Origin of the sequence: Microcoleus sp. B3-D2 (assembly GCF_036705345.1) — a bacterium.
Classification (GTDB): Bacteria; Cyanobacteriota; Cyanobacteriia; order Cyanobacteriales; family Microcoleaceae; genus Microcoleus.
The window spans coordinates 107,273-127,852 of the sequence record NZ_JAUBUG010000005.1; the positions used below are offsets into that span (position 1 = coordinate 107,273).

A 20,580-nucleotide genomic window follows, 5' to 3' on the forward strand; every position below is an offset into this window, starting at 1 on the left:
ATCCTGCTGCTTGCTTTTTCCTGATTCTATACTTCGATCGGTTTGAATTCGCGAGCGAGAGAGCGATCTGGCATGAGAGCGATCGCCACCCATCTCAAAAATATTGTATCTTTTTTCGGAGCTAAAAACAGGCTAGTGCATGACAATGATTGAACGCAATCAGCTATTTGGTCAGTAAGTCGATCGCTCTTTCTAGCATTTGTTGAATGTAATGCACAAAAAATAATAAATAGTATTAATTTAAAAAAATAGATTGGGTTTAACACACGTTAAACCCAACCTATTAATTAAATGAAACTTAAGAGTTTAGCCTTGATTCACCACAGTCGGTTTTAAACTTTCCTGTGACTTCGATCGCTCTAAACCATTTTGAACTTCCACAGATTCCTTAATCGGTTTCCGGGTCTCAATTAAAGTCAAAGCTTTGTTGACACTTTCAGGTAAAATCACTACCAAACTGCCGGCCGGCGCCTCGTCTAAAGCTTTGTTAACGGCCGTTGTTTCGTCGAGAATCAACTCGTATTCAACTTGAGATTTCTTTGCGGTTCCTGCAGAAATCGCCTCTGCAATTCCCTGGCAAATTAACTGTGCCACAACACCGGGTTCTCGCCCGCGCCTGTCAATATCTTCCTTGACAAGAATGCGATCGAACATCTCGGCCGAAAGTTTGCCCAGCGTGACAAAATCTTCATCTCGCCGGTCTCCGGGGGCGCCGACTACCCCGATCCGCAGTCCCGGCCAATTCAGCACGAAACTGCCCAAAGCTTTGTAGCTGTGCGGGTTGTGGGCGTAGTCGAGCAAAGCGTGATAGTTGCCCAATTTAAACAAATTCATCCGTCCGGGAGTTTGACCGACGGATGCTTGGAAGCTTGACAAAGCCGATCGAATATCTTCTATTTTCAATCCTTGGGCAAAAGCCGCCAAACAAGCTGCTAAAGCATTAGCAATCATAAACGGCGCGCGCCCGCCCATCGTCAGCGGCACGTTCACAGCCTGCTCAATTCTCAGCGTCCAATCGCCTTTCAAGATCGACAAATACCCATTTTCGTAAATCGCTGCCAGCCCGCCCGCAGCGGTATGTTTGGCAACCAGTTCGTTGTCCGGGTTCATCGAAAAATATGCAATTTGAGCCTTGACACGCTGCGCCATTTTTGATACTAACGGATCGTCTGCATTTAAAACTGCATAGCCCTTGGGCATTACCGCCTCGACGAGGACGCTCTTGAGTTTGGCGAGCTGTTCCACGGTGTCGATGTCGCCAATTCCCAAGTGATCTGCCGCGACGTTCAAGACGACGCCGACATCGCACTGATCGAAGCCGAGGCCCGATCGCAAAATCCCACCCCTGGCAGTTTCCAGCACCGCTACTTCCACCGTTGGGTCAGATAAAATCAACTGAGCGCTCTGCGGCCCGGTATTGTCTCCGGTTTCTACCAAATAATCGCCGATGTAAGTGCCGTCGGTAGTCGTGTAGCCGGTAATCTGACCGGTCTGCTTGACAATGTGGGCAAGCAGGCGAGTGGTTGTAGTTTTGCCGTTGGTTCCCGTTACCGCTAAAATCGGCACTCGGCTGGGTTGAGGCGAGGGGAAAAGCATATCGAAGACGGCGCCGGCGACGTTGCGGGGTAAACCCTGACTCGGGGCGACGTGCATTCTGAAACCCGGTGCTGCGTTGACTTCGACGATGACGCCGTTGACATCGCGCAGTGGTTGGGAGATGTCGGGAGTTACTACGTCAATGCCCGCTATGTCCAAACCGATAATTTTGGCGACTCTGGAAAACAGCCAGACGTTTTCCGGGTGGATTTCGTCGGTGCGATCGACTGCAATTCCACCGGTACTCAAGTTTGCTGTCGCGCGCAAAAATACTCTTTCCCCGGCCGGCACTACGGAGTCCATCGCGTATCCTTGTTTTTGCAGCAAATCCAGGGACAATTTGTCGATCGTGATCCGGGTGAGCACGTTGTCGTGTCCGTCTCCTCGCTGCGGGTCGCGGTTTACTTCTTCAATAAGCTGTTCTACTGTAAACTTGCCGTTACCCACGACGTTAGCGGGGACTCGTTCTGCGACTGCTACGACTTGCCCGTTGACTACCAATACTCTGTGGTCGCGGCCGACGTAATAGCGCTCGACTATCACGCTTTTTGTTTTTGATGCCGCGCTGGCTAAGTCGTAGGCTTCTTCTGCTGCTTCCCAGGAATTGATGTCGATCGTAATGCCGCGGCCGTGGTTGCCGTCTAGGGGTTTGAGGACGATCGGAAAACCGCCGACATCTTCGATCGCCCCGTGCAGTTCATCCAAATAATTAATCACCGTCCCTCTTGGAACTGGCACACCGGCGCTGGCGAGGATATTTTTGGTACCTTCCTTGTCGCAGGCAAGTTCTACCCCCAAAACTCCCGTGCGGTTGCTCAGAGTTGCCTGAATCCGCTTTTGGTGAACCCCATAGCCGAGTTGAATCATAAACCGGGCGTTCAAAGGCATCCAAGGAATGCCGCGAGCTTCTGCTTCCTTGATCAGTGTTTCCGTACTCGGCCCCAGGGCCGCCGACGCAGCAAATTCTCTAAGGTCTCTCAAATCTTGGATTAATTCTGCTGCAGGATAAGAACCAGTAGTGGCAATGCTCTGGCACATCCGCACGCCCGCCCGGGCGGCATAGCGACCTGCTTGTTCGTTTTGATACTCAATTACTACTTGGTAAATGCCTGGGGTCGCAGTCTCGCGGGTACGGCCGAACCCGACCGGCATTCCTGCCATTTCCTGAAGTTCTAGGGCGACGTGTTCGATTACGTGTCCCAACATTGTGCCTTCTCTGACCCGTTGCAGGAATCCTCCCTGATGGCCTGGAGAACAGTGATGGTCGTTCAAACTCGGAAGTGCGGCGATCAGCCCTTCGTAGAAGCCAGGAATTTCAGATGTGGTTTTATCTGCCCACTCCTCTAAATCCAAACGCATCAGGACGAGTTTGTGGCGTCGGATGCTCCAGTAGTTGGGGCCGCGTAAGGTCTGGATTTTAAGTATTTTCATGGTAGTTAGAGGGGTATGGGGCGCGAAATCTTATAGATAATTGGAGCATTTATTCAATTTCGATCTAGATTGCTCGATCGACTGTTCGCTGCGAACAGTTTGGGAGTGAATTTCCAGTTATGGGCTACCCAATTGAAAATTCATGCCCCTACGATCGGCTAAAAACAAGTACAGATCCATGGCTAGCAAAAACTCAAAGCCCGAAGTTAGAATTTTCTGTGATTCTGCCTCCTGGCGTCAGCCCGTGGCTGCTTCGGAATCTATTCTATTGTTGTATCCATGATTCGGCCGGAATGCCGCCTAATTTCTGCCGAATCAATGACAAGAGATGTTCTGCGTTAGTTGGCTGTGCGGCATTCGGGGGGCCAGCCAGACTCGGAACAGGCTCCCGATGGCATTGGTTTGCCTAGGGGCATATTGTAGCAATCTCCGTGACACAGAACGTGCAAGCGCATATTGAACAGACTTAAGGGTTCTGTCGCTCCTACCAGAGACTCATTGGTATAAAAATTTTCCCTAGAATCAACAATAGTCACAGTGCCTTTACCGAGAACTTTCATAGTATCGTCTCCCTCAAACAAGGCGCAGGTGTCTTCGTCAATACCAATAGCGATGCGATCGGGATGGCAAGCCACAGCCGACAGCAAGCGAGCCATCCGGTTGCGGTTGTGAAAATGCTGGTCTACGATGAGCTCAGGAATAATGTTAAGTCCGTTTGCCATGTCTACTAAAGATCGGTTCGGTGACGCCCCACTCCCGCCGCCTGCAATCATGTGATATCCCATCACCGCAGCACCCGCGCTCGTACCGGCGAGGGTAATTTTGCCTTCGAGAGTTTCTTTGCGAATTTTCTCCATCAGCGGGGTGTCCGCCAGCAGCCCGCAGAGCCTCAGTTGGTCGCCGCCTGTGATGAATACGCCCGTACAATCTTCTAAGTAATCTTTCCAGACGGGGTTTTCGGCTTGTTCGCGTTCGCGGATGTCCACTACTTTGACGGCACTAACGCCCATTTCGTCAAATATGGTGCGGTAACGGTTGCTAATTCCTTCAGGATCTCGCGAAGCACACGGAATGATCGCCAGCCGAGCATTTGCACCCCCAGCACGGCAAAAAAAGGTGTTTAGGATCTCTCGCCCGTGAACTTTGTCTTCGGCTCCCCCGATGACCATAATCGAGGTTTTTGTGCGCTGGGGAATATTGTGTTCGAGGGCTTGAGATGTCAACTGCTGCATGGTGTGTCTTCCTCTGTTGGATGTGAAATTCAATTTTGCCGTTGCTGTGCGTACAATAGGGCTTTTTAAGAATAAATTTTTGTTTGTGCGAGTGAGGTGCGATCGCCGATCGCGCTATCCCGCAATTGTTTGGCGGCGAGTTTGCTTGCAGTCGCTGTCATGAAAAACTGATTTATTGTTGTACAAAACGGGCCCGCCGACAAAGGAAGAGAATTCAACTTGCAAAAATTTTCAGAAATTATAAGAAATTATAAAGAATAAAGCAATTACTGAAAACTGAACTCCCCCTAAGGGTCAAACTAGAGATGATGTATCAATAAAATTCCAATAATTGTGCGCTTTGACGTAGTTACCTTATTTCCAGAATTTTTCCGGGCTCCCCTAGAGTCGGGACTGATGGGCAAAGCCTTAGCTAAAAAGATTGCTGAGGTGAATTTTGTCAATCCCCGCGATTTTACCACAGACAAGCACCAGCGAGTTGATGATGAGCCTTACGGGGGCGGAGTGGGGATGCTGATGAAACCGGAACCGATTTTTGCTGCGGTGGAGTCGCTGCCGGTTTTGCCGCGGCGGGAGGTGATTTTGCTGACTCCCCAGGGGGAACCGATGCAGCAGGGGATGTTTCGGGAGTTGGCGGCCGATCGCGATCAGTTGGTGTTGATTTGCGGCCATTATGAGGGTGTGGACGATCGAGTCTTGCATTTGGTAACTCGCGAGGTATCTTTGGGGGATTTTGTACTCACGGGGGGCGAAATTCCGGCTTTGGCTTTGATTAATGGAGTTTTGCGATTGCTGCGGGGAACAGTGGCGAAGGAAGATTCGCTGAAGTTTGAGAGTTTTGAAGACGGACTTTTAGATTATCCGCAGTACACTCGACCGGCGGATTTTCGGGGATTGAAGGTGCCCGACGTGTTGCTGTCTGGTAATCACGCAGAAATTGCTCGCTGGCGCAGGGAACAGCAAATTGAAAGAACTCGATCGCGCCGGCTGGATTTGTACGATCGGTGGTTGGAGGACAGGGGAGAATAGGAGAAGTTATCCCATATGATTTATCGGGCAAACTCATAGCCCAATTTGAGCGACAACGGCGATTGTTGTAACACTTCTGCTGATTGAAGCTTTCAAACCTTCAGCAGCTAAAAGCTGTTTTAGTCGAGCAGTCTCAGATTTAGTTCCGATAAAAACAGAACCAGGTCTCTTCTTTTTTAGCTTCCTAGCTTCAGGTAAGGACAACGACATAGCCTCACGCAGAATTGTTGTTACAACTGTTGCACGTTGTTCTTTTTCCAATACAATCACGTTCCAAGTCCCTTCTTTTGCTAGAATCTCTTCTCTTATTTCGTCAGGTATAGTATGAGTATCATCTAACTCGATTGCCTCCCCACAATGAGAGCAGCTATAAGATAGATGGCAAACAAGTTTTTTGCAAAGAGAGACTGACCAACCAACATCTGTATGTCTTGGTCACAATTCCCACACCGTCCGTAAATCAAGACCATACTTTTTCACCTATCTCCCCGCAAATATGAAATAATTGTTTTTTGCTATACTTCCCAAACCTCAATTTTACATGAACATCCGCATCGGCAACGGCTACGACATTCACTGCTTAGTTCCAGAACGCCCCCTCATCCTAGGCGGCGTGCACATTCCCCACGAATTAGGCTTATTAGGACACAGCGACGCCGACGTACTTACCCACGCTATCATGGATGCCATGCTCGGAGCTCTCAGCTTAGGAGATATCGGGCTGTATTTCCCGCCAACTGACCCGAAATGGAAAGGTGCTGATAGTCTCGTACTGCTGGCACAAGTGAATCAGTTAATATTAGATAAAGGCTGGGAAATCGGCAATATTGATTCGGTGGTGGTGGCCGAACGTCCAAAGCTGAAACCGCATATTGAGCAAATGCGCGATCGGCTTTCTGCTGTCCTACAATTAAAACCCGACCAAATCGGCATCAAAGCTACTACAAACGAAAAGTTAGGGCCGGTGGGAAGAGAAGAAGGAATTGCAGCCTATGCTGTAGTTTTGGTGGGCAAAAAATAGAACTCTACAATCTAAAATTGATAGTGGAGTCAATTCTTTAATCCAAAATCGCTAGGAAGCCTGAAATCATGGACACTGACACCTGGGAATTACAATTTCCTGTAGACGCGGATGTCATCGCGTTGGATAAGGACGATCGCATAGTCGTGCTAATCGAGGTTAAAATTATTCAAGCTCAAGAAGCAGACGCAAAACAGAAAATTGTCTATCGGGCGATCGATTGGCTGAAAGCTGTGTTAGCTAAGCTGTCTGAAAGAAACGCGATCGTTCCCTATGCTATGTTTATTGACGCGGAAAAAATTTTGATTTTCAAATGGGATGGTGTGAATTTATCGGAGCCTGTTTGCACTCTAAATAGTGGTGAAATATGTCGCTATTATATGCCGACTTTTGGCAGTCAATGGCTCTCTGAACGTACCCTTGGGGGGCTGATAGAATCGTGGCTGCATGACTTAGATTATAACTGGAAATCAGAAATTCCTCCAGCATCAGAACAGATATCAGCCATCGGTTTGCTGCCATTACTCGCAGGTGGAACAACAAAATCAGGAGTGGAATTAGGTGGCAATTATATATATCGAGACCAATTTTCTGATGAGTATTGCTACAGGGCGTGAGGCTGAAGCAATTATGTTGCTCAGAGATTTGTCCTCATCAGTTCAGTTAGTCATACCCAGCGTTTGTTATATGGAGGCTTGGTCAGCTTTCGAGGACGAGTTGAAGCGACAAAACTCTTTTAAGGAACAGCTAAGCCGTCAAATTAGCGAAACAAAGCGAGATGTTACCTCTGAAAAGGTCGCATCTCTATCTTTTAACCTAGAAGAGTCATTAGTTTACTATCTCGAACGAATAGATGAAATTGAATTACGGTTGCGTGAAGCAATTTCTCTGATGTCATACCATGCCGAAATGATTGCATTAAATCCAGAGATTATTCAAGCAACTTTAAACACACCTATAATCAAAAAAGACCCAACAGACAATTTGATTCTACACAGTATCCTCAGTCATGCCCGATCGCATTCTACAGAAACCAAAGTATTTCTCAGCGGTAACGTCAAAGAATTTGGTCTACCGGAAGTTCAAGATGTTTTGCGAGAAGCCGGGATTACAAAGTATTTCGCTGTCACTAAAAACTTTCTAGGTTGGCTACAATCTCAGTCATAGTTGCACGCAGGTGGTAAACTAAAAAATTATGAAAATTTCTATGATGCTACATTCAAGACTGCGCTGGCTGGCGATTTTACTGGCGGCAATTGCCACTATAACTCTGTCTGCGTGCACTCCAGCCCGATCGAACTTAGTAAACAGACTCGTCGTTCCCACCCCCAGCGGCCCAGCAACCTTTAACTACCCCCTAAATCAATCTGCATACAGCGTTTTTGGCTATATGTACGAGGGACTGATCACCGAAAACGGCTTGACCTCTGAGTTAGAACCCGGTTTAGCTGAGTCGTGGGAAGTTTCTAAAGATGGCAAAAAGATTGTCTTCACCCTGCGAGAGGGATTGAAATGGTCGGACGGCGAACCGATGACTACTGATGACATTATCTTCAGCTATGAAAAGATTTATTTCAATGACAAAATTCCTAGCGGTTTGAAAGATACTTTGAGAGTTGGCATGAGTCGCGAATTCCCAAAAGTTAAAAAAATAGACAACCGCCGCGTTGAATTTTCCGTTGCAGAACCCTTTGCTCCATTTATTAGATATGCTGGGGGAATCCCTATTTTACCCGCTCATATTTTACAGGAATCTATCGATAATACAGATGCCGATGGCAAGCCTCAATTCTTGACTACTTGGGGCACGGATACTGACCCTAAAAAAATTGTGGGGAATGGTCAATACCGAATGCTGAGTTATACTCCTAATCAGCGCGTTGTTTTGGAACGAAATCCGTATTTTTGGCGCAAAGATGCTGAGGGAAATCCTCAACCTTACGTCCAGCAAATCGTTTGGCAAATTATCGAAAATACTGACAATCAACTGCTGAATTTTCGATCGGGCGATTTGGATACTCTGAACGTGGAGCCGGAAGTGTTTCCGCTGCTGAAACGGGAGGAAAAACGCGGCCAATATACGGTATTCAACGGCGGCCCGGATACTGGCAGCGTGTTTATGTGTTTCAATCTGAATAAGGGGCGCAATGCTCAAGATCAGCCGTTTGTAGACCCGGTTAAGTCTCGCTGGTTCGCGAGTAAAGAATTTCGGCAGGCGATCGCCTACGGCATCAATCGATCCGCTATGACTAACAATATTTATCGCGGACTTGGCGCGCCGCTGCATTCCCCAATTCCGGCCCAAAGCCCGTTCTACCTGTCCCCAGAACAGGGATTGACAACTTACAGTTACGATCGGCAAAAAGCGAAAGAGTTACTGTTAAGTGCTGGTTTCAAGTATAATAGTAACGACGAATTGTTGGATGCTGAAGGCAACAAGGTGCGATTTACTTTATTGATGGCTGCGGGTAAAAAAGTTCGGGAACAAATGGCAACGCAAATTAAGCAAGACTTGGGCAAACTGGGGATGCAAATTGATACGCAGTTCCTGAGTTTTAACACTTATGTGGAAAAGCTGCGGTTGACGCGCAATTGGGATACTTACCTCGGCGGTTTTACGGGAGGTACTGAACCGCACAGCGGCTACAATATTTGGTCTGTTAACGGCACGCTGCACAGTTTCAACCAGGGCCCGCAAGCCGGAGAACCGCCGATTAAGGGCTGGAAAGTTGACGACTGGGAGCAGAAAATCGATGACCTTTACGTGAAAGCTTCCCAGGAGCTTGATGAGGCGAAGCGCAAGGAAATTTATGGGGAGACGCAGCGGATTATAGCAGAACAAGTGCCGTTTATCTATATGGTGAATCCGCTGACTTTTGAGGCGGTGCGCGATCGCGTTTCGGGAATTCGCTACAGTGCCCTCGGCGGTGCTTTCTGGAATTTGTACGAGTTGAAAATAACAGAATAGTCAGCAGTTATTAGTCATTAGTCAGTAATTAATTAATGGAACCTAAAATTTTACAGAACTTACTCGAATCTGTGGCTGCAGGCGATATTAGCCCGATCGCCGCTTTGGATAAATTAAAGCATTTTGACTTTGAACAAGTCGGCGATTTTGCCAAAATTGACCACCACCGTACTTTAAGAACGGGTTTTCCTGAAGTAATTTGGGGCCCGGGGAAAACGCCCGACCAAATTGTTGATATTATCGAGGCGATGCGCGGGCGAAATTCTGCGGTGATGGCGACACGAATCGAACCGGAAGTTTTCCAGCAATTGCAACAAAAAATACCCGATTTGTGCTACTACCAAAAAGCTCGAATTTGTGCAATTTCTCCTAATTCCCCAACTCCGCAGCATCCGGGTACTGTGACTATTATCAGTGCGGGAACGGCGGATTTGCCTGTAGCGGAAGAGGCGGCAATTACTGCGGAACTTTGCGGTTTTCAGGTGCGACGTTTGTGGGATGTCGGAGTTGCCGGCATTCACCGCTTGCTGAGCAACCGGCACGTTATTGCCGATGCTGATGTATTGATTGCGGTGGCGGGCATGGAAGGCGCTTTGGCGAGTGTGGTTGCGGGTTTGGCAGATTGTCCGGTGATTGCTGTGCCGACAAGTGTGGGTTACGGCGCGAGTTTTGGCGGGATTGCTCCTCTTTTAACTATGCTCAATTCTTGTGCGGCTGGTGTGGGTGTGGTGAATATTGATAATGGGTTTGGGGCGGCGATTTTGGCTTGTCAAATTCTGAGAACTGCTGGGAAAGTGGAGAGAAGAGGAGAGGGGGAGAATGGGAGATAGGGGGAATAGTTAGAAACCCCCTCGATTAGATAAGACTAAAGCCAACTGTCACACGACGATCGATTTTTAGGGTGCATCTTGCACCATTCTCAAGAACAGGCAAGATGCCTGTTCCACAAAGAGTGAGTTTTCTTGTGGGGTGGGCATCCTGCCCGCCCGTAAAAAACCTAATTGAAAATGGTGCAACATCTCAGGTGCGTCAGACTCCGTTATTGAAATATTATTGAAGATTTCCGGTAGTAGAGCACCTTACTATATATGCCAGTGGCGTCCAGGACGGCCAGACTCGGCGGTTGAAACCGCGTTTACACTTCCCTCTCGTCCCAGCAGAGGACGACTAAAAAATACAGGAGGTATTATTGAAGCCGGGTTTGATATTACTTGCTTGCCAGCCAAATCGGATAAGCAGAAGAATCCTCAGGTTTTAACTTTTGCGCCTGATAACTCTTGCTAGTCCAACTAGCTACTGTTTGCAGGCTTTCTGTCAAACAACTTTCGCTGCCAAACGCTTCAAATCCCAAAGTCCACCAGGCGCTGCCGTTAATATTCAACTGAGTAAGTTCCACGGTGCAACCTTGGGGAATTGGGGCTTCCACAGGCACAGACATCGGAACACCGGGGGCCGAAACTTGATAAAGACGCTGCGCTCGCTTTTTCTTGACTCCCACCCACTTTCCTGTCGCCAAAATATCCGCCGGTATCGGCGCCATCGTGTCCGCACAAACCCACTTCAGCCACTTCTCGGCTTTGCCTTCCCAGCGATTGCCAAACTGCATCGTCCCTAACTCTGCCTGACGCCACTTTACCTCCAAGGTTTTCCCACGCAGCTTCACTCCCAAGTAGTCGCAGTTAGGTACTAGCAAATATATGTCTTCCCGCTCTTCGGGAGGCGAAAGATACGCGCCGAGACTCTCGCTTCCAAACCATTGATTGAGCGATTTTGGCAGTGCACCGCTATAAAACCACCGCATTTCCAGACTGGCCCGCATAAATTTTTCCTCCGTTCCACAATTTTCGTCAAACCCAGACTGGATTTGCCACACACCATCGACTTTCGTGCCTCTTCACTCTATCCTCCCCCCTCTGGGGCCCATAGTCTACCCACAGTCATACCATTTTAGATTTTAGATTTTAGATTTTAGATTGGGGAAAGACTGATTGTATAAGGGTTTAGAGCTTGCCTACAGTTGCATTTTTTTTTTAACTGGTGTCAGATCGAGGTATTTAAAAAAATTTCTCACAATCCTTTACATATCTTCACAAGTCTGTTACATTTATTTACAGTACACTAAAAACCATTTAGGAAAAAAAAGATGAGTAACAGAGGCTTAATGCTGGACGACCAAGGCAAAATGAACAATTTTGCGATCGAGCCGCAAGTATACGTCGATGACGAACCCCGCACCGGCTTTACCCCCTACGCCGAACGCTTAAACGGCCGCCTTGCGATGATTGGCTTTGTTTCTCTCTTGGCTTTAGAAGTTTCGACCAAGCACGGGCTGATTAGCTGGTTGACTCACCTGTAATGATTTTGTTAACAATTAAACTATATGGCTATGGATCGCTGGCGATACACAAACAGCGATCCATAGCTTAACTATTTTGAGGGGCAAGGTTTGGTGAGACAATTAAAATTAAATATTTTTGTTTTACCCTACTCGTAAAAAGAATGCTCAAACGAATTGCGGCAATACTTCTGGTGGTTCTAAGCCTCACTTTGACCGGTTGTGTGTCTAAAGTCACCGGACTCAAAAGCTACGTTGATACTGGCGATGGCTATCAATTTCTCTATCCTAACGGCTGGCTGCCGATCGCGGTTTCTAACGGGCCCGATGTGGTGTTGCGCGATTTGATTCAGCAAACCGAGAACGTCAGCGTGGTAATCAGCCCAGTTCCGAAGGACAAAACTCTGGCTGATTTGGGAACACCGACGGATGTGGGATACAAGCTCAGCAAAAGTGCGATCGCCCCGAGTGATTCGGGCCGCGAAGCTGAATTAGTCAATGCTGAATCTCGCGAATCGCGATCGAAAAACTATTACATTTTAGAATATGCCGTCAAGCTTCCAAACCAAGAACGCCACAACTTAGCGAGTGTAGCCGTCAGCCGCGGCAAACTTTTTACTCTTAACGTTTCCACTACCGAAGAACGCTGGCCCAAGGTAAAAGAAGCTTTTGAGAAAGTTGTTAAATCTTTCTCTGTTTATTAGGGAATTGGGAATTGGGAATTGGGCATGGGGCATGGGGCATTGTTAACTGTTGACTGTTGACTGTTCGCTGTTGACTGTTGACTGTTCGCTGGAAACCTCACCACAGTTAACTGACAACAGACAACTGTCAACTGTCAACTGTCAACTGTCAACTGTCAACTGAACTTCTTAAATGATGAAAATTCCAACTTTTGTATTAGCTTCAGCTTCTCCAGCGCGCCGTCGCCTGCTAGAAAATGCCGGCATTCAAGCTGTGATTTGCCCCAGCGACTTTGATGAAGCGCAAATACAAATGAGGGATGCCAATAATTTAGTGCAGGTTTTAGCAGAGGGAAAAGCTGAGGCTGTAGCTAAGTTTTTACTGGCTAATTCTCACCCGCAAATCCCTAATCCCAAATCTTGTTTGGTTTTGGGATGCGATTCAATTTTGCTCATAGATGGCGAAATTCACGGCAAACCCAAGGATGCGGAAGAAGCAATCTCGCGCTGGCAGAAAATGCGCGGTAAGGTGGGCGAACTGTATACGGGTCATGCTTTAATTGATACTAAATTCGAGGACTTGGGTGAGGCCAGGTCGCGATCGCTCATTCGCTGTCAAGTTACAAAAGTTCATTTTGCGGAAGTTACCTCGCGCCAAATAGCGGCTTACGTCGCTACCGGAGAGCCCCTCGCCTGTGCAGGCTGTTTTGCACTCGAAGGTAAAGGCGGTCTTTTTGTCGAAAAAATCGAAGGATGTCACACAAATGTGATTGGTTTGAGCTTACCTCTGCTGCGGCAAATGCTCACCGAAATGGGATATGATGTGGCGGATTTCTGGCAATCTTAAATATTGTTGAATTTATGTCAGGAATCGGGAGGCAGAGCCTCGCTTATATGCCTACCCAGGCAGAGCCTGGGAACGAGGATTGAGAGCCTTGTTGTTGTCGGAGGGGCGTTTCGTTCCGCCCCTCCGTGCTATGCAGATTAGCCTTGCCCAGCAGTTGGTAATTATCCTAGAGCGATCGTCCCATCAGATACAGATATAAACTGAAGTTGATCCGGGGAAACATCTTTCACCAAACCCAAGATATTGCCGCTGCTAGCTTCCCGAATCAACGTCGCCTTAGTATTTAAAATTCTAAACTCAGTAGTTCTAATACCTCCCGGAGGAAAAGGACCACTGCTATCGTAATCTCTGGCATCACCAATTGTTAAAAACCTTTCGCTCAAAACAATATCATTTCGCGTCAGTCCTCCGCCCAATCCAATTACATCACCTTGAGCCGGATTGTAATCGAGAATAAAATCTGCCGGCACTTCATCTACATCAAAATTGGCACTAGGAGGCGGTTGAAGCGAACCAATCTCCCCCGAAGTTGCTCCCACTTCTGTGCGGAGGACAAACATATCTGCGCCTTCACTTCCCCAAAGTCTATCAATTCCAGCATCACCGATTAGAGTATCATTCCCACTCTCTCCTACTAAAGCATCATTCCCTTTACCACCGCGAATAAAGTCATTGGCCGTGCCTCCATAAACGTAGTCATCACCTTGATCTCCGCTGACAAAATCGCTGCCGCATTCTCCATAAAGAATGTCCAAATCTTGGCCACCGCGAATAGTATCGCTGCCGCAACCTCCGATTAAAGTATCTGTGCCACTGTTACCGTTCATCAGTTCCGCACCACCGGAACCTCTGACAAAATCGTTACCATCTAAAGCCCGCAAACCTCCGGGAGTATTCCGCAGAATTCCATTTGCTAATTGAAATGCGTCGTCATTGGAAGTTAAGTCAAAAAAGTTGGGATCGCTGCCTGGATTTGGCAATGGCGCTGTGAGTAATTTGATGTTTGGGGGATCGGCAATAATTGGGTCTGAATTTTCAGCTAATGCTCTAATTTCTCCGAGATTTGTTTCTAACATCTTAAGTTTCTCCTTTTTTGATTGACTTTGTTGATATTCTGATTTTAACAAAGGTTCCAATTAAGAAATCTGCGGGAATCTGGGGTTAAAACAATCAAATTATTGTCAAAATTGCCGGAGGTCTTTATTCAACAAGCCTAGCTTATTGACACCAATCTGCCCGTCCCAATCCGCAAATATTTTGAACTGTGTACCAATAATTCAGGGGATCGCGTACTCTATTACCCGTCAGCAGTCAGCGTGGGAAAACCCAGAGACTGCTAATTGTCATGAAACCTTGAGTTAAGTCCGGAATAATTAATATGCTAGACACTGCGATCGAATCTATTCAAGCCAGAGAAATCCTCGACTCCCGTGGACGCCCCACCATTGAAGCTGAAGTTTACCTAGCCAACGGTGTTGTGGGGCTCGCACAAGTCCCCAGCGGTGCCTCTACAGGCTCTTTTGAAGCCCACGAACTCCGCGATGATGACAAAACCCGTTACGGCGGCAAAGGAGTCCTAAAAGCCGTCGATAACGTCGAGCACAAAATTGCCCCCGCTTTGGCTAATCTCGATGCGATCGACCAAGCACTGGTAGACAAAACCATGATTGACTTGGACGGTTCCCCCAACAAATCCCACCTCGGCGCAAATGCCATTCTCGGAGTCTCCTTAGCCACAGCAAAGGCGGCCGCCGAGACTTTAGGACTCCCCCTTTACCGCTACTTGGGCGGGCCCTTGGCGAACGTTTTGCCAGTACCACTGATGAACGTGATCAACGGGGGATCTCACGCTAACAATAATGTGGACATTCAAGAATTTATGATTGTCCCTGTGGGTGCGCCCTCTTTTAAAGAAGCTTTACGCTGGGGTGCAGAGGTATTTGAATCCTTGAGTAAAGTCTTAAAAGCTGAGGGTTTGCTGACTGGTGTGGGTGATGAAGGCGGTTTTGCGCCTAATCTTAAATCCAATCAAGCAGCTTTGGATTTGTTGATTGCAGCTATTGAAAAAGCTGGCTACAAACCAGGTGAACAAGTTGCTTTGGCTTTGGATGTGGCTGCTAGCGAATTTTACAAAGATGGGCAGTACACTTACGACGGTGTGGCTCATTCGCCGGCAGAATTAATCGATTATTTGGATGGTTTGGCCGGACAATATCCGATTGTTTCCATTGAAGATGGTTTGCATGAAGACGATTGGGACAGTTGGGTAGCGCTGACGCAAAAAATGGGCAGCAAAGTTCAATTGGTTGGTGACGATTTGTTTGTTACTAATCGCACGCGGCTGCAAAAAGGAATTGATTTGAAAGCTAGCAATTCGATTTTGATTAAGCTCAATCAAATTGGTTCTTTGACGGAGACTTTGGATACGATCGACCTGGGCAAACGGAACAGCTATCGATCGATCATCAGCCACCGTTCCGGTGAAACTGAAGATACCACCATTGCCGATTTAGCCGTAGCGACTCGCGCCGGCCAAATCAAGACTGGTTCTTTGTGTCGCAGCGAACGAGTTGCCAAATATAACCGTTTATTGCGGATTGAGGATGAATTGGGCGATCGGGCAATTTATGCTGGGTCGATCGGTTACGGGCCTAAATAACACTTGGTAATCGCTAATCCTCGTTCCCAGGCTCTGCCTGGGGACGCAGATCCGGAGGCTCTGCCTCCAATTTTCCTCGGGTCTTCGAGGCTCTTCCTCTGGATATCGGTTCCCAGGCAGAGCCCGGGAACCAGTTAACCAGTTAAATCTGGATATTACCGCTCCTCAATTAAGGATAGAAAGCCAATTGTGGCAAACCCAAAGTTTCTTCCCAGCCCATCATCAAGTTCATGCACTGGATGCCTTGACCGGCTTGTCCCTTAATTAAATTGTCGATCGCCGAGAGCACAATCACTCTGTCAGTACGCGGATCGACTTCGATGCCGATATAACAAAGATTCGTGCCACAAGCCCATTTTGTTTGCGGGTAAACTCCAGCCGGCAACACTTTTACCCAAGGACAATTGCGGTAAAAAGCGCTGAAAATCGTGATTAAATCTTCTCGCACCAAACCCGGATCGCGCAAAGTTGCGTAAACAGTCGCCAGAATTCCGCGCACCATCGGAATTAGGTGGGGAGTAAACTGAACTTTAATATCGTGTCCCGCTAAATCGCTGCAAATCTGCTCGATTTCTGGCGTGTGGCGGTGGCGGCCAACGCCGTAAGCGCCCAGAGAACCCTCTGCTTCAGCCAACAAGAGATTAACTTCGGCTTTGCGTCCCCCTCCCGAAGTACCGGATTTGGCGTCGATAATGGCTGTTTCTGGCACAATGAGACCTTGTTTGAGCAAAGGTGCCAGGGCCAATAAACTAGCAGTGACGTAGCAGCCTGCACAGCCTACTAACTGAGCGTCTTTAATTCGATCGCGATACAATTCTGGCAAACCGTAAACAGCCGTTGCAGCCACTGAGGAGTCCGATCGCTCGCCGCCGTACCAAGCTTTGTAAGTTTCCAGATTTTCAAATCTGTAGTCAGCCGACAAATCCAAGACTTTGCAGCCTTTTTCGAGCAGCGTCGGTGCCATTTTGCAAGCTAAACCGTTCGGCAGCGACAGAAACACAACTTCACATTTTGCCGCTATTTTGTCTAGGTCGATCGCCTCCACTGTCAAGTCAGTGCAGTTAGTCAAATGCGGATAAAGGCTGGAAAAAGGTTTTCCCGCACTGCTATCCCCGCCCAAATAACCTACTTCAGCCGCCGGGTGGTCCGCCAGCAGTCGCACAAGTTGCACGCCGCCGTACCCTGAAGCGCCGATAATTCCTACAGGCACACGTCCAACATCTCCCATTTTCCTTTATCCCCTCAGCCGTTGAAGTCAAAAACGCTTGAACTTTTGCTGCATTGTAGTACCAAACGCCAACTTTGGTGGCAAAGAATTGTATTGTTTTGTGTTGGAGGTGCATTTTTGTTAATTTTCGGCTGTTTAACCCCGCCCAAAAACGGATACAAAGCCCCGACTCCTTTGCTGGAGAACCCAAAATTTTAGACCAAAGTTCCATCTTCCAGATTCCAAGCTGCAAGTAAATCTAAAATCTAAAATCTAAAATCGACTGACCGATCGCCAAAACCATAAAATTAACAAACGGATGTGCGATCGTGGTATAAAAAAACTTACTTTAACCCATCCCCAAACCGGAGATTAACATTTTTCCCTTTTGCCTCTTGTCTCTTGCTTCTTTCCTCTTGCTTGTTCCCTCTTCCGTCTTCCCCCTTCCTTCTTCCTACCTATGGGCATAGTTGTAGAAAACGTATCAAAACAGTTTGGCAGTTTCCAAGCACTCGATCGAGTCAGCTTAGAAATTGAATCGGGTTCCCTAGTCGCATTGCTGGGCCCGTCTGGTTCCGGCAAGTCTACACTGCTGCGGCTGATTGCCGGTTTAGAAATGCCCGACTCTGGCAAAATCTGGCTAACAGGCCAAGATGCCACGAATACTAGCGTCCAAGACCGCAAAATTGGGTTCGTGTTTCAGCACTACGCGCTATTCAAGCACATGACAGTGCGAAAAAACATCGCTTTCGGGATGCAAATTCAGAAAACACCGCCCGCGAAAGTCAAATCGCGGGTAGAAGAATTGTTGAATTTAGTGCAATTGGCAGGATTGGGCGATAGATACCCGTCGCAACTTTCAGGAGGCCAGCGACAGCGGGTGGCCCTCGCCAGAGCCCTGGCTGTGGAACCGAAAGTGTTACTGCTAGACGAACCTTTTGGAGCTCTCGATGCCAAAGTTCGCAAAGATTTGCGTGCTTGGTTGCGGCGACTGCACGACGAAGTTCACGTTACCACCGTCTTTGTGACGCACGATCAAGAAGAAGCGATGGAAGTTGCCGATCACATTACAGTAATGAATAAAGGTAAAATCGAACAAGTCGGCACACCGGCAGAAATTTACGACCATCCCGCTAGTGCTTTCGTAATGAGTTTTATCGGTCCAGTCAATGTATTGCCCAGCAGTTCAAGGATGTTTCAAGGCAACGGCTTTGACTCAGCCAACCCGGAGATTTTCTTGCGCCCTCATGACGTAATAATTGAAACTACAGAAAATAGTGCAACAGTGCCTGCAAGAATCAGTCGCTTGATTCATTTGGGATGGGAAATTCAGGTAGAATTAACCTTAGATGACGGTCAAGTAGTAAACGCTAATTTGACTAGAGAAAAATTCGATAGCTTGCTCTTGGAGCCCCAGCAAAGAGTGTTTGTAAAGCCGAAGGGTGCCAAGTCGTTTCCACTTTTTTATTCAATCTGATACCAATTCTGAAAACTAGAGATAAATTTAGATTGGATACCGCACTCCAAGGGACACGGCACCGCGCCGTGTCCCTAATCTTTTATACTGACAAGTGTCCGCTGACTACTGCGCGCTAAGTTAGTCTTTAATTTTGCTGACAGCTTTTTTGACTTGTTGCTCAAAGGATGTAGCTTCTGTATTGGAAGGATTTTTCATTTTTTCAAGATCAGCGTCTCCCTGAACTTCGTTCGGTCCTTTGCTGGCTTTTTCTTGAGTTTCTTCCAAGGACATTGGTTTTTTCAGGACAATTTCTTGAGATTCTTTTTCAATCCCTAAAAGTTTGTCTTCACCTTTGGTGGGGCTGCTGGTAACGGCAAAAGCGGGGAAAGCATTAGAAACAAACATCAAGGCACAAAAACAAACAGCTATTAAAGTGCGAACTAAACGCTTAGCAGGGAAGTTAAAGCTGATAAAAGACATACAAAATTTCTCCGTTTTTAGTAGTTTTGATCGCTAAGATTGTTAACAGGCTGAAACTCACTCATATTCTGCACAATCTTTAACTCAAGTTTGAGAAAAGCAACCGTTGCTTTCTTTCAAATTGAGCTAACATATAATATTTAGCTGAAAAAGTGGGTATTTGAAATCCTTCTCAGGGAATATTTCTAGATGACTGGCGTGGGTTGCCCCAAGACATTTATGTAGAAGGCACTTGTGTAGAATCAAAAAAATTCTCTATAAGTGCCTTCGGATGCGCCTCACATAGCGGTATCAATGTCAGTAACTGGTTCGCTCATTCTGGGGTGGGGGCGGGTTTATTTAGCCTGGTTGCAATGTGAGAGGGCGCTTGAGTGAACCCGCAGAGCGGTTTGTTGAAAATGTTGCAAGATATGAGATGCGCCCGACTATCCACTGACTAATGACTAATAACTAATGGCTGCTGCTGTCGCACGGGAACTTGACATTTTGCTAGATAAGTTTTAATTTCTCCTACACTGAGTTGCCCGTAATGCAGCAGGGAAGCCAGCAGTGCAGCTTCTGCTTTGCCCTCAGTCACGGCTTCATAGATGTGGTGGCAGTTGCCGGCGCCCCCGGAAGCAATGACGGGAATTTCGACAATTTCGGCAATGCTTCGAGTTAATTCCAAATCGTAACCGGCTTGAGTGCCGTCCGAGTCCATGCTTGTCACCAGAATTTCGCCCGCGCCGCGCTGTTCGGCTTCTTTGGCCCAGGCGATCGCATCTTTTCCGGTATTTTCTCGCCCTCCGCGCACGTACACGTCCCAACCAGGATTATCTGCGTCTTGCCGTTTGCGGGCGTCGATCGCCACTACAATGCACTGATTACCAAATCGATCGCTGGCTTTGTCAATTAAACTCGGATCGCGCACCGCCGCCGAATTAATACTCACCTTGTCTGCGCCCGCCCTCAATAAACTTTTAATTGTGTCTAAAGATTGGATACCGCCGCCCACCGTCAAAGGGATAAATACGCGATCGGCCGTTCGGTACACCACATCGATCATAATATTCCGGTCTTCGTGAGTCGCTGTAATGTCCAGAAACACCAACTCGTCAGCACCCGCATCATTGTAAACCTGAGCCATTTCTACCGGATCGCCAGCATCCTGAAGATTGACAAAATTGACACCTTTGACCACGCGACCGGCTTTCACATCCAGACAAGGTAAAATTCTTTTCGACAACATACAATTCTCTTCCAATTTAACTTACTCGGCGGGAAGTGCCCCGCTATAACTGTACTCTTCTTAGCGGTGGGATGAAAGCCAGGGTTGTTTTTTGCCGTCCAGCTTGTGGTCTTCACTCCTAGCTGGAGAACGAGTTGGACAGGCCAGAAATAACCAATCTCTCAGTTATCACAAGACGGTTACAATAAAGAAAATTCGTTTTAAAAATTTGATAAATCATCATAAATGCCCCAACGATTGCCACAAACAAGCAGTCAAAAGCGAGAGCTAGCGCATTTAGCACCTACTCTAGCATAGAGGATTTTTAATCTTAGTGGTTTCCTACCCTCTTGGAGTTTAGACTAAGCACAAATTGACTCAGCATGAGCTGAGTGGAAAAAATGGTTAATCAGCGAGAGAGTTCTC

At 47.4% G+C, this 20,580-nt stretch carries 19 protein-coding genes; 11 read left to right on the top strand and 8 right to left on the bottom strand.

Annotation, left to right across the window (positions count from 1 at the left end; genetic code table 11):
• Positions 1 to 306: 306 nt before the first annotated feature.
• Together cphA and QUB14_RS03550 are read right to left on the bottom strand one after the other, a co-directional pair.
• Complete coding sequence (gene cphA, locus QUB14_RS03545; RefSeq protein ID WP_333215123.1) at positions 307 to 3,027, bottom strand: cyanophycin synthetase; 2,721 nt, start codon at positions 3,025 to 3,027, stop codon at positions 307 to 309.
• Between the two features lie 338 nt (positions 3,028 to 3,365).
• Positions 3,366 to 4,259: a cyanophycinase gene (locus QUB14_RS03550; RefSeq protein ID WP_006635870.1), complete on the bottom strand. Its 894-nt coding sequence runs from the start codon at positions 4,257 to 4,259 to the stop codon at positions 3,366 to 3,368.
• A gap of 333 nt (positions 4,260 to 4,592) precedes the next feature.
• Between QUB14_RS03550 and trmD the strand changes: the two genes are divergently transcribed.
• On the top strand, positions 4,593 to 5,288 hold the full coding sequence (trmD, locus tag QUB14_RS03555) for a tRNA (guanosine(37)-N1)-methyltransferase TrmD (protein WP_333215121.1): 696 nt from the start codon (positions 4,593 to 4,595) through the stop codon (positions 5,286 to 5,288).
• 33 nt (positions 5,289 to 5,321) lie between these two features.
• Here the strand turns inward: trmD and QUB14_RS03560 are convergent, their stop codons facing one another.
• Positions 5,322 to 5,549, bottom strand: a complete 228-nt coding sequence (locus QUB14_RS03560; protein WP_333215119.1) for a hypothetical protein — start codon at positions 5,547 to 5,549, stop codon at positions 5,322 to 5,324.
• Between the two features lie 280 nt (positions 5,550 to 5,829).
• Here QUB14_RS03560 and ispF point away from each other — a divergent pair, with 280 nt between their 5' ends.
• From ispF to larB, 5 genes are all read left to right on the top strand, one after another.
• Complete coding sequence (gene ispF / locus QUB14_RS03565; RefSeq protein ID WP_333215266.1) at positions 5,830 to 6,309, top strand: 2-C-methyl-D-erythritol 2,4-cyclodiphosphate synthase; 480 nt, start codon at positions 5,830 to 5,832, stop codon at positions 6,307 to 6,309.
• Between the two features lie 68 nt (positions 6,310 to 6,377).
• Positions 6,378 to 6,926 carry a hypothetical protein gene (locus QUB14_RS03570; protein WP_333215117.1) on the top strand — a complete coding sequence of 183 codons (549 nt, stop codon included), beginning with the start codon at positions 6,378 to 6,380 and terminating at the stop codon, positions 6,924 to 6,926.
• Positions 6,904 to 7,476 carry a PIN domain-containing protein gene (locus QUB14_RS03575; RefSeq protein WP_333215116.1) on the top strand — a complete coding sequence of 191 codons (573 nt, stop codon included), beginning with the start codon at positions 6,904 to 6,906 and terminating at the stop codon, positions 7,474 to 7,476. The genes QUB14_RS03570 and QUB14_RS03575 overlap by 23 nt, the downstream gene beginning before the upstream one ends.
• Before the next feature lie 40 nt (positions 7,477 to 7,516).
• Complete coding sequence (locus QUB14_RS03580) at positions 7,517 to 9,277, top strand: ABC transporter substrate-binding protein (RefSeq protein ID WP_333215113.1); 1,761 nt, start codon at positions 7,517 to 7,519, stop codon at positions 9,275 to 9,277.
• 35 nt (positions 9,278 to 9,312) lie between these two features.
• Positions 9,313 to 10,107, top strand: a complete 795-nt coding sequence (gene larB / locus QUB14_RS03585) for a nickel pincer cofactor biosynthesis protein LarB (protein ID WP_333215111.1) — start codon at positions 9,313 to 9,315, stop codon at positions 10,105 to 10,107.
• Positions 10,108 to 10,484: 377 nt separating this feature from the next.
• Here larB and QUB14_RS03590 read toward each other — a convergent pair whose 3' ends face one another.
• Entirely contained in the window at positions 10,485 to 11,150 is a 666-nt protein-coding gene (locus tag QUB14_RS03590) for a hypothetical protein (protein ID WP_333215109.1), read from the bottom strand.
• A gap of 270 nt (positions 11,151 to 11,420) precedes the next feature.
• Between QUB14_RS03590 and QUB14_RS03595 the strand changes: the two genes are divergently transcribed.
• The 3 genes from QUB14_RS03595 (at position 11,421) to QUB14_RS03605 (ending at position 13,142) form a co-directional block, all read left to right on the top strand.
• Complete coding sequence (locus tag QUB14_RS03595; RefSeq protein WP_190659021.1) at positions 11,421 to 11,633, top strand: high light inducible protein; 213 nt, start codon at positions 11,421 to 11,423, stop codon at positions 11,631 to 11,633.
• Positions 11,634 to 11,776: 143 nt separating this feature from the next.
• Positions 11,777 to 12,316: a photosystem II reaction center PsbP gene (psbP, locus tag QUB14_RS03600; protein WP_190735456.1), complete on the top strand. Its 540-nt coding sequence runs from the start codon at positions 11,777 to 11,779 to the stop codon at positions 12,314 to 12,316.
• 175 nt (positions 12,317 to 12,491) lie between these two features.
• Positions 12,492 to 13,142 carry a nucleoside triphosphate pyrophosphatase gene (locus QUB14_RS03605; RefSeq protein WP_333215264.1) on the top strand — a complete coding sequence of 217 codons (651 nt, stop codon included), beginning with the start codon at positions 12,492 to 12,494 and terminating at the stop codon, positions 13,140 to 13,142.
• A 161-nt stretch (positions 13,143 to 13,303) separates the two neighbouring features.
• Here QUB14_RS03605 and QUB14_RS03610 read toward each other — a convergent pair whose 3' ends face one another.
• The gene (locus QUB14_RS03610) at positions 13,304 to 14,218 is read right to left on the bottom strand and encodes a calcium-binding protein (RefSeq protein WP_333215106.1); all 915 of its coding nucleotides are present in this window, start codon (positions 14,216 to 14,218) and stop codon (positions 13,304 to 13,306) included.
• Between the two features lie 302 nt (positions 14,219 to 14,520).
• On the opposite strand from QUB14_RS03610, the gene eno reads away from it, so the two are divergent.
• Positions 14,521 to 15,801, top strand: coding sequence for a phosphopyruvate hydratase (eno, locus tag QUB14_RS03615; RefSeq protein WP_445251814.1), 1,281 nt, complete (start codon positions 14,521 to 14,523; stop codon positions 15,799 to 15,801).
• Positions 15,802 to 15,970: 169 nt separating this feature from the next.
• Here the strand turns inward: eno and argC are convergent, their stop codons facing one another.
• Positions 15,971 to 17,029 (bottom strand): N-acetyl-gamma-glutamyl-phosphate reductase, encoded by a 1,059-nt coding sequence (gene argC, locus QUB14_RS03620; RefSeq protein ID WP_333215104.1) that lies wholly within the window; start codon positions 17,027 to 17,029, stop codon positions 15,971 to 15,973.
• 439 nt (positions 17,030 to 17,468) lie between these two features.
• On the opposite strand from argC, the gene QUB14_RS03625 reads away from it, so the two are divergent.
• Entirely contained in the window at positions 17,469 to 18,485 is a 1,017-nt protein-coding gene (locus QUB14_RS03625) for a sulfate/molybdate ABC transporter ATP-binding protein (protein WP_333215102.1), read from the top strand.
• Positions 18,486 to 18,605: 120 nt separating this feature from the next.
• On the opposite strand, the gene QUB14_RS03630 is transcribed toward QUB14_RS03625, so the two are convergent.
• Positions 18,606 to 18,947: a low temperature-induced protein gene (locus QUB14_RS03630; RefSeq protein ID WP_333215100.1), complete on the bottom strand. Its 342-nt coding sequence runs from the start codon at positions 18,945 to 18,947 to the stop codon at positions 18,606 to 18,608.
• Between the two features lie 436 nt (positions 18,948 to 19,383).
• Positions 19,384 to 20,175, bottom strand: coding sequence for an imidazole glycerol phosphate synthase subunit HisF (hisF, locus tag QUB14_RS03635; RefSeq protein ID WP_006635853.1), 792 nt, complete (start codon positions 20,173 to 20,175; stop codon positions 19,384 to 19,386).
• Between the last annotated feature and the right edge of the window lie 405 nt (positions 20,176 to 20,580).

Excerpts from the sequence above, each read along its gene's own strand:
- cphA (WP_333215123.1), bottom strand. The coding sequence starts at position 3,027 with ATGAAAATACTTAAAATCCAGACCTTACGCGGCCCCAACTACTGGAGC.
- QUB14_RS03550 (WP_006635870.1), bottom strand. The coding sequence starts at position 4,259 with ATGCAGCAGTTGACATCTCAAGCCCTCGAACACAATATTCCCCAGCGC.
- ispF (WP_333215266.1), top strand. The coding sequence starts at position 5,830 with ATGAACATCCGCATCGGCAACGGCTACGACATTCACTGCTTAGTTCCA.
- QUB14_RS03570 (WP_333215117.1), top strand. The coding sequence starts at position 6,378 with ATGGACACTGACACCTGGGAATTACAATTTCCTGTAGACGCGGATGTC.
- QUB14_RS03575 (WP_333215116.1), top strand. The coding sequence starts at position 6,904 with ATGAGTATTGCTACAGGGCGTGAGGCTGAAGCAATTATGTTGCTCAGA.
- QUB14_RS03580 (WP_333215113.1), top strand. The coding sequence starts at position 7,517 with ATGATGCTACATTCAAGACTGCGCTGGCTGGCGATTTTACTGGCGGCA.
- larB (WP_333215111.1), top strand. The coding sequence starts at position 9,313 with ATGGAACCTAAAATTTTACAGAACTTACTCGAATCTGTGGCTGCAGGC.
- QUB14_RS03595 (WP_190659021.1), top strand. The coding sequence starts at position 11,421 with ATGAGTAACAGAGGCTTAATGCTGGACGACCAAGGCAAAATGAACAAT.
- psbP (WP_190735456.1), top strand. The coding sequence starts at position 11,777 with ATGCTCAAACGAATTGCGGCAATACTTCTGGTGGTTCTAAGCCTCACT.
- QUB14_RS03605 (WP_333215264.1), top strand. The coding sequence starts at position 12,492 with ATGAAAATTCCAACTTTTGTATTAGCTTCAGCTTCTCCAGCGCGCCGT.
- QUB14_RS03610 (WP_333215106.1), bottom strand. The coding sequence starts at position 14,218 with ATGTTAGAAACAAATCTCGGAGAAATTAGAGCATTAGCTGAAAATTCA.
- eno (WP_445251814.1), top strand. The coding sequence starts at position 14,521 with ATGCTAGACACTGCGATCGAATCTATTCAAGCCAGAGAAATCCTCGAC.
- argC (WP_333215104.1), bottom strand. The coding sequence starts at position 17,029 with ATGGGAGATGTTGGACGTGTGCCTGTAGGAATTATCGGCGCTTCAGGG.
- QUB14_RS03625 (WP_333215102.1), top strand. The coding sequence starts at position 17,469 with ATGGGCATAGTTGTAGAAAACGTATCAAAACAGTTTGGCAGTTTCCAA.
- QUB14_RS03630 (WP_333215100.1), bottom strand. The coding sequence starts at position 18,947 with ATGTCTTTTATCAGCTTTAACTTCCCTGCTAAGCGTTTAGTTCGCACT.
- hisF (WP_006635853.1), bottom strand. The coding sequence starts at position 20,175 with ATGTTGTCGAAAAGAATTTTACCTTGTCTGGATGTGAAAGCCGGTCGC.